The organism is Ensifer sp. Root142 (genome assembly GCF_001426785.1).
GTDB lineage: Bacteria > Pseudomonadota > Alphaproteobacteria > Rhizobiales > Rhizobiaceae > Ensifer > Ensifer canadensis.
Window position 1 is genome coordinate 755,625 of record NZ_LMFK01000001.1, and the last position, 17,945, is coordinate 773,569.

At 62.0% G+C, this 17,945-nt stretch carries 12 protein-coding genes; all 12 read left to right on the forward strand.

Annotated features, from left to right (window positions below; all coding sequences use genetic code 11):
* The first annotated feature begins 101 nt into the window (after positions 1-101).
* Positions 102-3,026: a DNA translocase FtsK gene (locus ASD52_RS03620; protein WP_057222866.1), complete on the forward strand. Its 2,925-nt coding sequence runs from the start codon at positions 102-104 to the stop codon at positions 3,024-3,026.
* A 451-nt stretch (positions 3,027-3,477) separates the two neighbouring features.
* On the forward strand, positions 3,478-4,533 hold the full coding sequence (locus tag ASD52_RS03625) for a LacI family transcriptional regulator (protein WP_082571726.1): 1,056 nt from the start codon (positions 3,478-3,480) through the stop codon (positions 4,531-4,533).
* 26 nt (positions 4,534-4,559) lie between these two features.
* Entirely contained in the window at positions 4,560-5,306 is a 747-nt protein-coding gene (locus tag ASD52_RS03630) for a transporter substrate-binding domain-containing protein (RefSeq protein WP_025429204.1), read from the forward strand.
* 80 nt (positions 5,307-5,386) lie between these two features.
* Positions 5,387-7,042, forward strand: a complete 1,656-nt coding sequence (locus ASD52_RS03635; RefSeq protein WP_057222868.1) for an amino acid ABC transporter permease — start codon at positions 5,387-5,389, stop codon at positions 7,040-7,042.
* Between the two features lie 19 nt (positions 7,043-7,061).
* Entirely contained in the window at positions 7,062-7,724 is a 663-nt protein-coding gene (locus tag ASD52_RS03640) for an SDR family oxidoreductase (RefSeq protein WP_025429202.1), read from the forward strand.
* Positions 7,725-7,741: 17 nt separating this feature from the next.
* The gene (locus ASD52_RS03645) at positions 7,742-10,774 is read left to right on the forward strand and encodes an aminotransferase class III-fold pyridoxal phosphate-dependent enzyme (protein ID WP_057222869.1); all 3,033 of its coding nucleotides are present in this window, start codon (positions 7,742-7,744) and stop codon (positions 10,772-10,774) included.
* Between the two features lie 202 nt (positions 10,775-10,976).
* Positions 10,977-12,125 carry a sn-glycerol-3-phosphate ABC transporter ATP-binding protein UgpC gene (ugpC, locus tag ASD52_RS03650; protein WP_057222870.1) on the forward strand — a complete coding sequence of 383 codons (1,149 nt, stop codon included), beginning with the start codon at positions 10,977-10,979 and terminating at the stop codon, positions 12,123-12,125.
* A 20-nt stretch (positions 12,126-12,145) separates the two neighbouring features.
* A complete protein-coding gene (locus ASD52_RS03655; protein WP_057222871.1) occupies positions 12,146-13,378 on the forward strand; it encodes a sugar ABC transporter substrate-binding protein in 1,233 nt (410 codons plus the stop codon).
* Positions 13,379-13,396: 18 nt separating this feature from the next.
* Entirely contained in the window at positions 13,397-14,353 is a 957-nt protein-coding gene (locus ASD52_RS03660) for a sugar ABC transporter permease (protein ID WP_057209759.1), read from the forward strand.
* Entirely contained in the window at positions 14,346-15,158 is an 813-nt protein-coding gene (locus ASD52_RS03665; protein ID WP_025429197.1) for a carbohydrate ABC transporter permease, read from the forward strand. Before ASD52_RS03660 ends, ASD52_RS03665 begins: the two co-directional genes overlap by 8 nt.
* Before the next feature lie 3 nt (positions 15,159-15,161).
* The gene (locus ASD52_RS03670; protein ID WP_057222872.1) at positions 15,162-16,865 is read left to right on the forward strand and encodes a trehalase family glycosidase; all 1,704 of its coding nucleotides are present in this window, start codon (positions 15,162-15,164) and stop codon (positions 16,863-16,865) included.
* A 14-nt stretch (positions 16,866-16,879) separates the two neighbouring features.
* Entirely contained in the window at positions 16,880-17,914 is a 1,035-nt protein-coding gene (locus ASD52_RS03675; RefSeq protein ID WP_057222873.1) for a LacI family DNA-binding transcriptional regulator, read from the forward strand.
* Positions 17,915-17,945 lie beyond the last annotated feature (31 nt).

A 17,945-nucleotide genomic window follows, 5' to 3' on the forward strand; every position in this document is an offset into this window, starting at 1 on the left:
CGCCTGATGTCTTTCAAGCGGCCTTTGGAAGGGACTTGTTAACCTTCATTTTCTATCGCTTAGCAGGCCCCTCGGCGATGTCTCTAGCTCTTCCAGGACCCATGCGTATTCCCAGGACAAACTTCTCTCAGGCAGCTTTGCATGATGCAAACCAGGCGGATTACTATGACGATCCGCAGGACGGTGCGTTGAGCGATATGCCCACCCATGACGTGGATCCAGTCGATCCCTACCAGTTGTACGAGGCGCCTGCCGCGCCTCGCAAACCAGCCAACCAGCAATCGGACGCGACGGCGCATGTCGGCCGCGCTGCCCGGCTCTATGGCCAGGGCACGGCCTATGCGCCGGCCCAGGTGACGACGTCGACCGACGAGCCGCTGCCGACCCTGTCGGAGATCGCTGGCCACTACGGCGATTCAACGTGGGAGAGCCACTTCTTCCTGGCGCCGAACGTGCGGTTCACCCGCACGCCGGAACGGGAGTTTACCAAGCGCCGCGCGCCTTCGGACAGCGACAGCGATGTCGCATCTGAGGAACAGATTGCCTCAAGCGAAAATGTCGTCGCCGCGGCAGAGCCCGTGGAAGCAGCGTCTGCGGCCATCGAAGCCGTCGCCCCCGTCGAATCGCCGGACATGGTCGATGTCGTTCCCGTGCGTATGCCCGCACCCGTGCCTGAGCAGGCCCTGCCTTCCTACAGCCCCTCCGAGCTGCTGCGCGTTCTCACGAGCCAGCTGCCGCATTGGTCGTCGGCGCCAAAGGCAGGCGCGGCCAACCTGGCGCCCAACGCTACCGTTGCTGGCTCTGCAATCGGCCCGAGCCTGCCGGCCCAGTCCGCGAACGAGGCGCCTGTGGCGATCGCAATGCTGGCTGCACCCGTTGAACCGACGCAGATAGTCGAGCCAGCGGCGGCAGTAGAAGCCCCGGCCGACACGCGTCTGTCGTTTCTGTCGGACTTCGCCTTCTTCGAGTTTGGCCCCTCCACCCTGGATGACGGCCCGGCAGAGGCAGCCATTGTGCAGCCGAAGCCATTCGTCGACACAGCGGTGCCCGCTTCCTTCACGCCCGCCGCTGTCGTGTCGATGCCGGCACCGGCCCCGGCCCCAATTCCCGTCAAGGCAGTCGAAATCAAGCGCATGCCGCCGACGGCGATCACGTCGCTGTTCCGCGTTGTCGAATGCCGCCCGGCAGCTGAGGTGCCATCGGTGCCTGCCGCCGTTGTGCCCGCACTGGCAGAACCCGTATCGATCGACCCCGCGCGCGATGCGCCGGAGCCGATGATCGTGCCGTCGGAAATCGCATCCGTTCCACCTGTTGCGGTCGAACCGGCCGAGATCACATCACTTATGGCCGAGGAAGAGCCTGTTCGCACCGTTGCGACAGTCTCAAAGGCGGCTATCACCATGCCCGCCCAGGTCTCGCGCGCACCTTCGCTTCTGCCGCCGATCGGCGCGACCGAGCGTTTCGCGCACGCCGACGGCTATGAATTTCCGGCCGAAGACCTGTTGCAGGAACCGCCGGAAGGCCGCGGCTTCTTCATGTCGCAGGAGCAGCTCGAACAGAATGCCGGGCTGCTCGAAAGCGTGCTCGAAGATTTCGGCGTGCGTGGCGAGATCATCCATGTCCGGCCAGGGCCGGTTGTCACGCTTTACGAATTTGAACCGGCGCCCGGCGTCAAATCCTCGCGGGTGATCAACCTGGCCGACGACATCGCCCGCTCGATGTCGGCACTATCAGCCCGTGTCGCTGTTGTGCCCGGCCGCAACGTCATCGGCATCGAACTGCCGAATGCGACGCGCGAGACGGTCTATTTCCGCGAGCTGATCGAATCCGTCGATTTCCGCAAGACGAACTGCAAGCTGGCGCTTTGCCTCGGCAAGACGATCGGTGGCGAGCCCGTCATCGCCGAACTGGCCAAGATGCCGCATCTGCTCGTTGCCGGCACCACCGGTTCGGGCAAGTCGGTGGCGATCAATACCATGATCCTGTCGCTGCTCTATCGGTTGAAGCCGGAAGAGTGCCGCCTGATCATGGTCGATCCGAAGATGCTCGAACTCTCCGTCTATGACGGCATCCCGCATCTGCTGACCCCCGTCGTCACCGATCCGAAGAAGGCCGTCATGGCGCTGAAATGGGCGGTGCGCGAGATGGAGGACCGCTATCGCAAGATGTCGCGCCTCGGCGTTCGCAATATCGACGGCTATAACCAGCGTGCTGCCGCTGCCCGCGAAAAGGGCGAGCCGGTGATGTGCACGGTCCAGGCCGGCTTCGAGAAGGGCACCGGCGAGGCGCTGTTCGAGCAGCAGGAAATGGATCTGGCGCCGATGCCCTATATCGTCGTCATCGTCGACGAGATGGCCGACCTGATGATGGTCGCCGGCAAGGAGATCGAAGGTGCTATCCAGCGGCTTGCGCAGATGGCGCGTGCTGCCGGTATCCACCTGATCATGGCGACGCAGCGCCCCTCGGTCGACGTCATCACCGGCACGATCAAGGCCAACTTCCCGACCCGTATCTCCTTCCAGGTGACGTCGAAGATCGACAGCCGCACCATCCTTGGCGAACAGGGGGCCGAACAGCTGCTCGGCCAGGGCGACATGCTGCACATGCAGGGCGGCGGGCGGATCGCCCGTGTCCACGGACCGTTCGTTTCGGACCAGGAAGTGGAGCACGTCGTCGCCCACCTGAAGACGCAAGGCAGGCCCGAATACCTCGAGACCGTTACCGCGGACGAAGAGGAAGAGGAGCCCGCGGAAGAGCAGGGCGCTGTCTTCGACAAGACGGCGATGGCCTCGGAGGACGGCAACGAACTCTACGACCAGGCCGTCAAGGTGGTGCTGCGCGACAAGAAGTGCTCGACCTCCTACATCCAGCGCCGGCTGGGTATCGGCTATAATCGTGCGGCTTCGCTCGTCGAGCGCATGGAGAAGGAGGGCCTTGTCGGCGCTGCCAACCATGTCGGCAAGCGTGAGATCATCCATGGCAATCGTGACCATGCGATTGCGCCTGATAACGACGACATGGATTGAGAAGGCGCCCGCACGGCGCAGTGTGATGTGCCGTGCGTCTCTACTCTGAATATCGATGAAGAAGGCCGCGAAGGGAATGCTTCGCGGCCATTTTTCATTCGTGGGATTTTACCTGGCTGCAAAGGTCTACTGCCGGTTCCCTTAAATCCTATTCGATTTAAGGACAAAACATGCAGCCATTCAAAGTGCTACAGCGACCTTTGCGCGTCCAATGAGACGCGCGGCGCTGTAGTCTTCGGCGGGTGTTGATCCGCAAGTCCTTTGGGTTCCGCTCCGGCGCAAAGCACACCTTCCTGGCCCATTAGGCAGTCTTGGTAGTAATTTTTTTGACGTCGAACTTCTCCCCATATGATAATAAAAACGTTTTTATTTTTCTTGAAAACGTTTTTATTGACTGTTACGCATATGTTCAGAGTGAGCCAACGGCCTGGGAGGGTGCATGGCGGCGCATATGCACAGAACCCGGCGTACACCGGTGCCGACGATCAAGACACTGGCCGAGATCACCGGCTATTCCATCGCGACGATCTCGAAAGCGCTCAGGGATTCGCCCGTCGTTGCGCCTGTTACCCGCGATCTCATCTTCAAGGCGGCGCGCGAAGTCGGCTATCAGGCCAATGCGCGCGGCATGGCGCTTCGCACCGGAAAGAGCTTTCAGGCGGCAGTGCTGATGCCGGTTACCGCGGCACGCGATTACGAGTGGGACGGCGTCGAATATACCCAGATTTTGAGCGGCGTCAGCCAGGCGCTGGATGGTACGGACTACCGCATGTCCGTGCATGTCATCCGCGATGCTGCCGACGGCGCGGAAACGGCGCGCCGCATCGTCGATCAGGGTCTGGCCGACGGCTTGATCTTTTCCGGCATTCTTGCCGACGACCCGCGCATCGATCTGCTGGTCGACCACAATTTCCCATTTGTCTCGATGGGGCGTTGCCGCAAGGATCTGGATTACGCCCATGTCGATATCGACAACGAGTGGGCAGCCCACGCTGCCACCGCCCGCTTGCTTGCCGGCGGCCATCGCCGCATCGCGCTCGTCAACCCGGAGCGTCGGCTCTCCTATGCGTTGGACAGGCTGGACGGGTTTGCCCGCGCCTTCCGCGAAGCCGGCGTTACCGCCTCTGCCGATCTCGTTGTCGAAGGCGATCTTTCGACCCATTTTGGCCGGCAGAGCGTGATCGACCTTTTGCAGGTGGCGGAGCCGCCGACTGCCTTCGTCTGCATCAACGAATCGACGACGCTCGGCGTCCTTTCCGGTCTCGGCAGTCTCGGGCGGCAGGTTGGCGTCGATGTCGACGTGATCGCCTATGACGACATCAACGTCAGCGCCTATTTCACGCCGCCGATCACCACCTTCTATCAACCGATCGAGGTCCTCGGACGGACGCTCGGGCAGTTCCTGCTGAAGCGCATGGAGGGTGAGGACCCGAAGGCGCTCCGGCAGGTCTTCAGGCCAACCCTGATCGAAAGGCAGCCGGACAATCTCGGCGGCAGGCTGGCATGAACATTCATCATCCAAGGAGGAGAACCATGAAAAAACTGATTATTGCCCTGACATTTGCGGCTCTTTCCGCAAGTGTGTCCCACGCTGCCGATCTCGGCGGAAAATTGCTCAAGGTTGGATCCGACACCACCTCGCCGCCGATGGAAAGCGTCGATCCGGCCAGCGGCCAGATCGTTGGCTTCGACGTCGATGTGGTCAATGCGGTCTGTGCCAAGATCAACTGCCAGGCCGAGTTCATCACCACCGGTTGGGACGGCATCTTTGCCGCACTCGATCAGGGCAATTTCGATCTCGTCGCCTCCGGCGTCTCGATCACCGATGAACGCAAGAAGGCGATGGACTTCTCCGACCCCTATATCGTCAACAGCCAGGCGGTGCTGATGCGCGTTGAAGACCAGGACATCACGCTCGATCGCTTCAAGGAGGCCGGCAGAAAGCTCTCCGCCCAGGCCAATACCACCGACGCTCAGGTTGCCGAAGGTGTGGTCGGTAAGGAGAACGTTGCCGCCTATGACACCTTCAGCGCCGCCATCATCGCGCTCAAGAACAAGGACGTCGACGGCGTCGTCATCAATGGCGCGAATGCGGCGGCTTACGAGCGCGAATTTGCCGGCGAACTGGTGGTGGCGATCAAGGATCTGGAATCCGATCCGCTCGGCCTCGTCTTCCGCAAGGGCGACGAGAATGTCGCGGCCTTCAACGAGGGCCTGAAGATGATCAAGGACGATGGCACGCTCGACCAGCTGGTCAACAAATACTGGGGCCTGAAATAAGCCTTCCGCAATTTCCCCGGAGCGCCGAGGCGGCCGCTCCGGGGGCTAGCCTTTTCAACAGCAATACCCCGGAGGAATGAATGTCGTTCCTGAGAAGCGTGCGTCCGAGCAATCTCATCATCCTGACCGCGCTGCCCTTCATCATCTATCTTTTCGTATCCTCCGGAGACTACCAGCGGTCGCTTCGCGCCATTCTCGGCGTCGAGAACGGCTCGTCTGCCTTCGTGCCCGGCTTTCTCGCGCTGGCGATCGCTTTTTCGGCGGGCCTTTGCGTGCTCCTGTTCTCGCGGGCCAAGGCGAGCCGTCCGAAGTGGGCGGTGGCCGCGGCCGTACTGAACCTCGGCGCCGCCGTCGTCCTGCTGCTCGGGCATAACATTCACCCCTTCATCGCCTCGGTCGTGGCAAACGGCGTCGATGCGTTCAAATCGGACCTGATCGTCAAGGGCGTGACGCCGCGCCAATTGACAGAGGCCGCCGATCTCTGGCTTCGTGGTGTCGAGTCCTGGCTGTTCCCGGGATATCTGGTGTCGAGCACCCTCGGTCTCGGGCTGTTTTTTGCAGGCGCACGTGGCGGCGAGCCTCTGGACAGTCCGTTCAGACGTGTCGGGCGATGGATCCTCGGCGTCGTCAACGGCGCCGGGCTGGTTTTCGTTCTCTTCTTCGCGCACATCGCCTTTGCGGCGGGGGTGGCGACCACCATTCGCGCCGCGATTGCCGCCTACATCCTGGCGGCAGTGCTTGGTCTCGTCTGGGTCGGCCTCCTGCAATTGCGCTCGACGGTGCGCACCAGCCTCTATTTTGCGGTCGCGACCCTGGTTCTGGCGCTCGTCGCCGCCTGGTTCCTGCTGCAGCCGCGCGACACCTACCTGCTTGCCGGTTCGCTCGAGGGCAAGGTCGGCATCGTCACCAACACGCCGGCGGGTCTGATCGGTGCGGTGCGGTTCGGCCAGTATGACGGCGCGCCGCAGACGGAAACGCCGGTTCGCACCTTTGTCGGCCCGACCGAAGCACTCGCTTCCATGGCCAAGAACGAAGGGGTCAGCGCCGCCCTGCTGCCGGCCGCCTCGGCGCCTGCCGATCTGCCGGTGCTCTGGAAGACCGAAGCGCTCAACGACCGCGATCGCGCAACCGGCATTACGGTTGCGGTGCTGGCGATTATCCTCGGGCTTCTGACCTTCGGCGGCTACCTGCACCAGCGCCACCCGCTGGCGGTCGGCTCCGAATTCATCGTCGATACCATTCGCGGCATTCCGATGCTGGTCATCGTGCTCTATGTCGGGTTGCCGCTCAGCGGCGCGTTGAAGGACGCGACGCAAGGCGTGCTCGACCCACCCAATCTGGTGCGCGGCATCGTCGCCATGGCGCTTGCCTATTCGGCCTACCTCGCGGAAATCTTCCGTTCCGGCATCAACGCCATACCGGTCGGCCAGGTCGAGGCGGCGCGCAGCATCGGCCTCAATCGCTGGCAGACAGCGCGCCTCGTCATCCTGCCGCAGGCCTTCAGGATCATCATTCCGCCGCTCGGCAACGAACTGATCGCGATCCTCAAAGACACCTCGCTGCTGTCGATCCTGTCGATCCGCGACATCACCCAGCGCATGCGCGAGTTCCAGTCGGCAAGCTTCCTGCCTTTCGCGCCCTATAACTCCGCCGCGATCTTCTACATCTTCCTGACGCTTGCTGCAGCCAGCCTCGTGAACATGGTCGAGAGAAAATATGACATCAAGCATCGATAAAACGGAGGTACGACGCACCGTGCTGATCACCGGTGCCTCGCGAGGTCTCGGGCGCGAGCTCGCGGCACTCTATGCGGCCGACGGCTGGCGGGTCATTGCCTGCGTCCGAGGGGAAGCGTCTTTCGAAGGTGCCATTGAAGCGCAATCGCTTGATGTCTCCGACCCCGCTTCGATCATGGCCCTTGGCAGAGCGCTCGAAGGTGTGGCCATCGACGTTCTGATCAACAATGCCGGCATCCGCGGCGACACGGGTGGGCTTGCGACGCTGGACAGCGATGATTTCCTCGAGGTGATGCGCGTCAACGCGCTCGCACCTTTGCTCCTGGCACGTGCGCTGCATGCGAACCTTCTGGCCGGTGAACGCTGTGTTATCGCCAACATCAGCAGTCGTGCCGGCTCGCTTGCCGAAGGCACGCTGGACGATGATGACGGCGACTATGCCTATCGCTGCTCGAAGGCGGCGTTGAACATGGCGACGGTGAAGCTGGCACAGGATTTTCGCAAGGACGGCATCACCGTCCTGTCGCTGCATCCCGGCTGGGTCAGGACCGACATGGGTGGCGGCGAGGCAAATGTTCCGGTGGCAACAAGTGCCGCTGGGCTGAAAGCGATTATCGACGAAGCGGACATGGCCGACAGCGGCAGCTTCTGCAGCTACGACGGACGACGGATTTCATGGTGACGGGACAAGCAGCAGGCATGGCACAGGAAGACTTGAAGGCTGAGCAGGAACTGGCGGCAATCCGGGCGCTGCTCATCGAGACCTATGGCATCGAAGGGGATATCTCGCCGCTGCCGGGCGAGCACGACCTCAACTATCGCGTTCGCGCGCAAGACGGCGAGCAATATCTCCTGAAGCTGCACGCGCCAGGCGATGCCGATGAACTCGACATGCAAGTCGCGGTGCTCGACCACCTCGCAAAAACGGCAGTCGATCTGCCGGTCTCGCGGCCAGTGCCCGGTCGCGCCGGCGCGTCAACCGTGAAAGCGATGGTGCGCGGCGAGCGCACCGCGCGGCTCCTGACTTGGCTACCCGGCGATATCTGGGCGAAATCCGCGTCCCGCGGTCTGACGAGCGCGGAGACGCTCGGGCACCTGCTCGGCCAGCTCGACCAAAGCCTCAAGGGCTTTGCCCATGCCGGCACGAAACGCGTCTATGCCTGGGATATCGGCCGTGCCGATATGCATCTGAACCACGTGGGTCTGATCGACGGCGACGACAAGCGGGAAGCGGTTCGCGCCATCTTCGAACGGTTCGCGTCGTCCGTCCGGCCAAGCCTCGAAAGCTGCCTGCGACAGGTCATCCATAACGACGCCAACGACTACAATGTGCTTTTGGACGACGAGGGACGCGTCAGCGGATTGCTGGATTTCGGCGATATGGTCGAAACGTGGCGCGTCGTCGAGATCGCTGTCGCTGCCGCCTATGCGCTGATCGGCACGGCGGATGCGGTCGGCACCATCGCAGCGCTCGCGGGCGCCTATCACCGAGCGAACCCGATCAGCGAGGCCGAGACGGCTTTGATCTTCGATCTCGTTCGCACCCGCTATGCCGTCAGCATGTGCATGGCGGCCAAACAGATCCGCGACAACCCTGAAAACACCTACCTGCTTGTCAGCCAGGAAGACGTCTGGCGTGAGCTTCAACGGCTCGAACGCGAGAACCGCGCGATTGCGATCGCCCGCATCCGCGACGCCTGCGGCTTTGCGCCGATCGCGCATGCGGCGTCCGTCGTGCGCTGGCTGGAGCAGAACGCCCATGACTTTTCCGCCATCGTCAAGCCGTCCGTCGCCAAGCCCAAGGTCGCCGTCTTCGATTTCTCCGCCTCCAGTCCCGAAGCGGCACAGTGGGCGGCACTGGATGCCACGGCGGCAGAGGCGCTGATCGCCGCGCGTATTCGCGAGCAGAATGCCGACTATGGCATCGGCCTTTACGGCGAGGATCGCGCGATCTATCAGGGCGACGCCTACGAAACGGCAACCGCCGGTGAGCGCCGTTCAGTCCATCTTGGCGTCGATATCTTCGCGCCGGCATTGGAACCGGTGCATGCACCGTTCGCTGGCAAGGTCGCTTTCCTTCATGACGATGCCGTCGCCTTCGGCTTCGGCCCGACCGTCCTGCTGGAACATGTCACCGATGCCGGGGATATCTTCTGGACGCTTTACGGCCATCTGTCGCGCGAGACGATGGCGAAGTTGACGGTCGGCCAACCGATCGCCACGGGCGAAAGCTTTGCGAGCCTTGGTGCCACCCAAGAAAACGGCAACTGGGCGCCGCATCTGCATTTCCAGCTGGTGACCGACCATCTGGGGCTGGAGGGCCGCATGTTCGGCGTCGGCGTGCGCGATCAATGGCAGGTCTGGCACGAGGTCAGCCCCGATCCGAGCGTTGTGCTTGGGCTGCCTGTGCCGGCTTCGGTGATCGTCGCCCGCGAGAAGGATTTTCTGGTGCGTGAACGTCACCGGCGCATCGGGCGTTCGCTCAGTATCGCCTATAGCACAGCGCCGCTGAAGATCGTCGGCGGCGAGGGCGCTCATCTGATCGACGAGGACGGCACGCGCTGGCTCGATATGGTCAACAATGTCTGCCACGTCGGCCATTGCCATCCGCGCGTCGTCAAGGCGGCGCAGATGCAGATGGAGAAGCTCAACACCAATTCGCGCTATCTGCACGATTCGCTGGTCGAATATTCGCGGCGGCTGGCCGCGCAGTTCCCCGACCCACTCAACGTCTGCTTCTTCGTCAATTCCGGCAGCGAGGCCAACGACCTGGCGCTCAGGCTGGCTCGTGCCTACACCGGAAACCGCGACGTCATCACCGTCGATCATGCCTATCACGGCCATCTGTCGAGCATGATCGACGTCAGCCCCTACAAGTTTGCCGGCAAGGGCGGAGAGGGCCGCCCCGCCCATGTCCAGGTCGCGGAAATGCCCGATCTCTATCGCGGCCGCTATCGCTATGGCGACGTCGATGCAGGCCGCAAATATGCCGAGGATGTGCGCAACCAGGTGCTGGCGCTTGCCGCAAACGGCCGCCGCCCGGCGCTGTTCTTCAGCGAGGGTATTCTCGGAACGGGCGGGCAGCTGACATTGCCGGAAGGCTATCTGCATGAGGCCTATGCCCATGTGCGTGCCGCCGGCGGCCTGTGCCTGGCCGACGAAGTGCAGGTCGGCTTCGGCCGCGTTGGCAGCCATATGTGGGCGCACCAGACGCAAGGTGTGATCCCGGATATCGCCACGATGGGCAAGCCGATCGGCAACGGACACCCGATGGCCGCCGTCGTCACCACCGAGGCGATCGCCGCCTCCTTTGCCAACGGCATGGAGTACTTCAACACCTTCGGCGGCAATCCGGTTTCGGCCGAGATCGGCCTTGCGGTGCTGGACGTCATTCGCGACGAACGGTTGATGCACCACTGCCGTGTTGTCGGCGACCGGTTGATGGACGGCGCCCGTGCGCTGGCCAAGCGCCATGCCATCATCGGTGACGTGCGCGGCTACGGTCTCTTCAACGGCATCGAATTGGTGCGCAGCCGCGAGACCCAGGAACCGGCCGCAAGCGCGCTCGACTTCGTCATCGCTGAAATGAAACGCAAGCATCGGATATTGCTCAGCAGCGAGGGGCCGCACCACAACGTGCTGAAGGTGAAGCCGCCGGCGCCGTTCAGCGCCGAGGATTGCGACCATTTCCTCAATGCGCTCGACGAGACGCTCGGACGCCTAAACCATTGATCAAGAAACGATACGGCCGGTCATGAAGCGGCCGTATCGGTTTTGTGCCCTTTATCGCCCACAGCAATTTCTCAAGCACCGATTTTTTCGCTTTACAACAAAGTTAAACGTTTTTATCGTGCATATAAACGTTTAACACGAACATGTGGTAAGGTAAGCGTTAAGCCGGCTGCCACAATGTTCGCCATCAGGGGAGGGCCCGTTGGCAGCTATCCGTATTGAAAATCTGCGCAAAGGCTTTGGTTCGCTCGAAGTCTTGAAGGGCATCAATCTCGATATCGCCGATGGCGAGTTCGTGTGCTTTCTCGGGCCGTCCGGTTGCGGTAAGAGCACGCTCCTGCGTTCGATCGCCGGTCTTGAGGAGCTCGATTCCGGTTCGATCCGCCTCGGCGATCGCGATATCACCGATCTGCGCTCGGCCAAGCGCGATATCGCCATGGTCTTCCAGAATTACGCGCTCTATCCACACATGAACGTGCGCAAGAACCTGTCCTTCGGCCTGGCGCTGAACGGCATGAAGCGCGACGAGATCGATCGCCGCGTCAACAACGCTGCCGACATCCTGCGCATCTCCGAACTGTTGCACCGCAAGCCCCGCCAACTCTCCGGCGGCCAGCGCCAGCGTGTTGCCATCGGCCGCGCGATTGTTCGCGAGCCGAAGCTGTTCCTGCTCGATGAGCCGCTGTCGAACCTTGATGCCGGCCTGCGTGTGACCATGCGCGTCGAGCTTGCAGCACTCCACGAGCGCCTTGGCGTCACGATGATCTATGTCACCCATGATCAGGTCGAGGCGATGACGCTTTCCGATCGCGTCGTCGTGCTCGACAAAGGCAAGGTCAGCCAGTTCGGCACGCCGCTCGAACTCTTCTATCAGCCGGCGAACCTCTTCGTTGCCGGCTTTATCGGCTCGCCGCGGATGAATTTCGTCACCGCGAACCTGGTCCGCCAGGACCGTTCCGAATTGACGCTTTCCGGCGGTGGTCTGGTTCAGGACCTGACGCTCGGAACGTTGTCATCCACCGTCGTCGCCAAGGACAAGCCGGTGACGATCGGCATCCGCCCGGACAAGCTTGAGCTGGTTTCGCCTGAGGAAGCGCACCTGATCGGCGACGTCCGCCTGGTCGAGCGGCTCGGCACCGAAAGCCATGTTCACATCGGCCTTGAGAATGGCTCCGACATGACCGCCGTCGTGCGCGGCACGCATCCGGTTGCCAACCGCGAGCGCATCCATCTGCGCATCCCCGCTGAGCATTGCCATCTGTTCGATGCCGACGGCAAGGCGATCGCGCGGGCGCTCGATCCCGAGACGCAGATGCTGATCAATCAGGAAAAAAGCAAAAGGGTCGCGTGACCCGAATGAGGAGGAGAAGCATGCAGAACAGGACGAAATCGCTCATCGGCTCGCTCATGGTCTTGGCCATGGCTGGAGTTGCCACGGCCCGCGCGGAAGAAACCTTGCGCTTTGCCACCTGGGACACGGATGAGAGCCTGGCGATCCAGCAGGCGATCGCCAAGAAGTTCGAGGAAAAGCACCCGGGCGTGAAGGTGCAAGTCGAGCCCTATGCCGATGGTTACGACCAGAAGCTGATCGCCGCCTTCGGCGCCGGCAGCCCACCCGACGTCATGTATATGTGGAATTTCCCGCAGTACTACACCTCGCTGATGCCGCTCGACGATCTGATCGCGCGCGACGCAGCCGAAGTGAAGCCGGACGATTTCCCTAAGGGCCTGATGAACACCACGCGCGTCGAAGGCAAGACCTACGGCATGCCGTCGGGCTTCACGACCCAGGTCGTCTTCTACAACAAAGACATGTTCGCCAAGGCCGGCGTCGAAGAGCCGAAGGATGGCTGGACCTGGGACGATCTGCGCGCCAAGGCCGCCAAGTTCCGTGACGAGAAGAACAAGGTCTACGGCTTTGCCGTCGACGCCAAGCCCGACCCTTACGACTTCGAGCAGTTCCTCTGGTCGAACGGCACCAAGTACATCTCCGACGATGGCAAGCAGATCGACGGCTACATGAACAGCGATGCGGCGGCCCGGGTGCTCGACATGTTCGGCGATATGGCCAAGACGCAGGAAGCGATCACGCTCAACCTCGGCGACGACACCTCGGGCAGCACGCTGTTCAAGGGCGGCAAGATCGCCATGTTCCAGAGCGCAATGTGGTCGAAGGCAGGCATCGACTCCTCGGGCATCAAGTATGGCGTGGCGCCGTTGCCGAAGTTCGGCGACAAGACCGCCCATTCGGCGCTCGGCGTCTCGGCGATCTCGATCGCCAAGGACGCAGCACACGCTGACCTCGCCTGGGAGTTCGTCAAGTTCTTCTCCTCGCCGGAAGCCGTTGCCATGCGGATCAACGACCTGCCGGTCCGCACCAGCGTTGCCGAAGAAAAGGGCATGACCACCGATCCGATCTACAAGCCGTTCTTCGACATTCTCGCGACCTCGAACACCGAAACCCACGCGTTCCTGAAGAACGCCAACTGGGGCAAGGTGCAGGACAATCTCGCGCGCGCCATCGAAGCAACCATGATCGACCAGGGCAACGCCAAGCAGCATCTGGACGATGCCGTCAGCCGTTCCAAGCGGTTGATCAAGTAAGCAAAGGGAGTACGGGGGATGGATATGACCTATGCCGGGGCAGAGCCCAAGGTGGCAAGGCGCAAGCGCTCAGCCATCGCGCGCTACGCAGCGCCCTATCTGTTCATCTCCCCGTGGATCCTCGGGTTCCTGTTCTTCACGCTCGGGCCGCTCGTCTTCTCCCTGACGATGAGCTTCTATGACTGGCCGGTGGTCGGTGAGCGGGCCTTTGTCGGTCTCGACAACTATAAATCGATGCTGTTCGACGATCCGCAGTTCTGGGAGAGCCTCTGGATCACGGTGAAGTTCGCGGCGATCTACGTGCCGTTCAACATCGTCATGTCGTTCCTCTTGGCGATGATGCTGCACAACATCACCTTTGCCAGCGGCTTCTTCCGCACCGCCTTCTATCTGCCGAGCGTCATTTCCGGCGTCGCGCTGGTGACGATCTGGAGCTGGATCTACAGCAAGGAATACGGCCTTTTGAACTTCATGCTGTCGCTCGTCGGCATCCACGGGCCGAACTGGCTCGGCGATCCGAATCTCGCGATCGTCGCGATTATCATCGCCAGCCTCTGGGGTCTCGGCGGCACCATGCTGATCCTCCTGACCGGCCTCAAAGCCATTCCGAAGGAGCTTTACGAGGCGGCCACCGTCTCGGGCGTTCCCGGCTGGGCACAGATGCTGTTCATCACCCTGCCGATGCTCGGGCCGATGCTGCTTTTTACCTTCATCACCTCGATCATCTCGGCCTTCCAACAGTTGACCATCGCGCTCCTCCTGACCAAGGGCGGCCCGCTCGGCTCCACCTATTTCTTTGCTATGTATATCTACGACAACGCCTTCAAATATTTCGACATGGGTTATGCCGCCGCCGGCTCCTGGGTGATGTTCATCATCGTTCTGGCGCTCAGCCTCGGCGTGATGCGCTGGTCGGCCGCCTGGGTCTACTACGAAGGCGAAGTCCGCCAGAACGATGGAGAAGGCCATGCGTAAGACGCTGCTCTATTCCGCGCTGATCCTGCTCTCGGCCCTGTTTATCGCGCCGTTCTACTGGACCTTCATGACGGCGATCAAAAGCACCGCCGATCTCTACCAGTTCCCGCCGGTCTTCTGGCCGTCGGAATGGCACTGGGAGAATTTTGCCGCCGCCTGGAACAAGCAGCCCTTCGGCACCTACCTGACCAACTCGGTCATCGTCGTCGTGTTTTCGACCATCGGGCAGCTGATCTCGAGCTCGCTGGTTGCCTATGGCTTTGCCCGCTTCCGCTTCCCTGGCCGCGACCCGCTGTTCATCGTGCTGCTCGCCACCATGATGATCCCGTGGGACGTGAAGATGATTCCGCTCTACATGGAATTCAACATGCTGGGCTGGATCAACACGCTGAAGCCGCTGATCGTGCCGGCCTATTTCGCCGACGCCTTCTTCGTCTTCCTGCTTCGCCAGTACATCATGACCGTGCCTATGGAGATCGACGAAGCGGCGCGCATGGATGGTGCGAATGCCTTCGACATCTATTGGCGCATCCATTTGCCACTGATGATGCCGGCCCTGGTGCTGGTCGGTACCTTCCACTTCATGAACGCGTGGAACGACTATCTCGGCCCGCTGATTTTCTTGAACGACCAGTCGAAATACACGCTGACGCTCGGGCTCTCGATGTTCAAGGGCCTGCATGAAGTCGACGTGACCTCGATTGCCGCGATCACGGTGATCCTCTGCCTGCCGCCGCTGGCACTGTTCTTCGTCGCCCAGCGCTACATCATGGATGGTGCGGTCGGTTCGTCGGTGAAGGGGTAAACGATGCTGTTCGATATCGATCATATCCCCTTCAGCCGAAAAGGACGGTTTCTGACGCTGTCGATGATGAAGGTGCCGGGTGGCGACGGCGCGCGTGCTCTCTATCTGCGCTTTGTTGCCGGCGGTGATGAACGGCCCTCGCTTGGGCGCCTCTGCCGCGTCGAGCTCCTCGATGCCATGGGCAAGCCAGCGCAGGCGACCTTTGAGTTGACGCCGGAGCGGCTGGTTGCCCGCATCAATGCCGGATCGCTGACTTTTGTTATCGGCAAGGGCGAGCGGCTACATGTCCGCGGCGAGAATGCTGGCGTGCGCTTTCACCTGGAAGGATCGCGCTACGATTACGTCTATCGCACGCCTGGTGGCGTCGATTGCCTCGTGGCAGCCGTCGAGAACGTCAAATTCATCCCGCGCGCTATGTCTGGCACCCTTGACGTGTCGGGCGCCTGGCAGCGCGACCACTCGGCCGACGTTTCCTTCGCCTTCACGGGCACAGGCATTTTCGAGGGCAATGTCGACTTCTTCCGCACCGTGCCGCCGACAGCGCCGCTTGAGAGCTTCGCGGACGCCCTTTCCGACGTCACTGTCGAGTTCGAAAAGTGGTACGGCAAGGTGCCGAGGGGCGCGCACGGTCAGGACGCGGCGCATCGGCTGGCAAGCTATCTGCTGTGGGCAAACGGCGTGCCGGTTGGCGGGCAGCTGACACGGCCGGCGATCTACATGTCCAAGAACCACATGATCAACATCTGGAGTTGGGACAACGCCTTTTCGGCACTGGGTGTGGCGGCCGTCGATGCGGACCTCGCCTTTGACCAGCTCGCAGCGATCTTCGACCATCAGGACGGCTCCGGTCTCCTGCCCGATTACATCAATGATCGTGACGTGCTCTTCGCCTTCACCAAGCCGCCGGTCCATGGCTGGGCGGTGTCGCTTATCGCGGCTAGGCACCCGGATTTCCTGACGGCGGAGCGCAAGAACTATCTGCGCGACGCAATCGGCCGGCAGGTCGACTACTGGCTGACCTATGCGCGCACGGACGCAACGTCGCTGCCGAGCTATTTCCATGGCAACGATAGTGGCTGGGACAATGCGACCTTCTTTGCCGAAGGTGGCCCGGTCATCTCGCCTGATCTGCCGGTATTCCTCATTCTCGCTTGCGAGACGCTTGCGACTTTGCTCGAGAGCGATCCTGCGCGTGCTGCGGAATGGAACGCCAAGGCGGATGCCTTGCAGGCGTTGCTGTTCGCGCGCCTCTGGACCGGCGCAACGTTTGGCGCCCGGCTTGCGGGCGCACCGGACCGCATCTTGCCGGGCGAAAACCTGATCCAGTTCATGCCGCTGTTGCTCGGCACGCGTCTGCCCGCGGAAATGCGCGATAAGCTTGTTGCCCGTCTCGTCGCTGGCGGCTTCATCACCGCCTGGGGGCCGGCAACCGAAAGCCCCAAAAGTTCGTTCTATGAGGATGACGGCTACTGGCGCGGCCCGATCTGGGCACCGACGACGTTGCTCCTCTGGGATGGCCTGCGCCGGCAAGGGGAGATTGAACTGGCGCGCGAAATCGCGGAAAAGTTCTGTTCACTTGCAAGCAAAAGCGGTATGGCCGAAAACTTCGATGCGCGGTCGGGGAGGGGCCTTCGCGATCGGGCATTCGCCTGGACATCCGCAGTCTATCTCCTGCTGGCGGCATCGCTCAGCGACGACAATCCATGACGAGCCGAGACGCCATGCAAAGACCAACGATCAAGACCATTGCGCAGGAAACGGGGCTGTCGATTGCCACCGTTTCGAAGGCCCTGAAGCATTCGCCTCAGGTTCGCCCGGAGACGCGCGCGATCGTGATCGAAGCGGCCGAGCGCGTCGGCTACGAACTGAACATGCACGGCGTGCAGTTGCGCACTGGCAAGACCTATCAGGTCGCGGCGATCATGACGGCGCCCGGCCCGAAGCAGAACGAGTGGGAAGGCGTGGAATACGCCCAGCTCTTGAGCGGCATTTCCTGGGCGCTGGAAGACAGCCCGTACCGGGTCTCGCTCTATGCGGTCAGGAATTTCGAGGAAAGCCAGGCCGTCATCCAGCAGATCGTGTCGCTGAAGAAGGCCGACGGCATCATCATCTCGGGCACGCGCGCCGACGATCCGCGCATCCGCACGATGCAGGCGGCCGACTTTCCCTTCGTCACCTATGGCACCAGCGTGCACAACGCGCCGCATGCCTATGTCGATGCCGACAACGAGCAGATGATCCGGGTTTCGATGGCGAGACTGGTCGACCGCGGCCATCGCCGCATCGCGCTGCTCAACCCACTGTCGGATCTGAGCTACGGCATAACCCGGTTTGAAAGCTACAGGCGCGCGCTCGAGGTTGCCGGCTTGCCGTTCGACCCGGCTCTGGTCGCACATGGGCGGTTGACGCCGGCCTTCGGGCGGGAGAACGTGCTGACGATGGCGGATCTCTCCAATCCGCCGACCGCCTATATCTGCGCCAACGAAGCCTCGGCGCTCGGCGCCTTCTCCGGTTTCCATGAGCGCGGCCTCGTGCATGGCCGCGACGCCGTCATCAATGCCACTGACGACCTGAACGTCAGTCAGTATTTCGCGCCACCGATCACCACCTATTACCTGCCGATCAGCGAGCCGAGCAGCCTGCTCGGCGCCTACATCCTTCGCCGGATGGAGGGCGAGCCGCCGGAGGCGCTGCAGACGCTTTTGATGCCGAAGCTGATCGAGCGCTGCGACGACCGTTTGACCCCAAACCGCTGAAGACGAACAACGACCCGACGACCACACGACT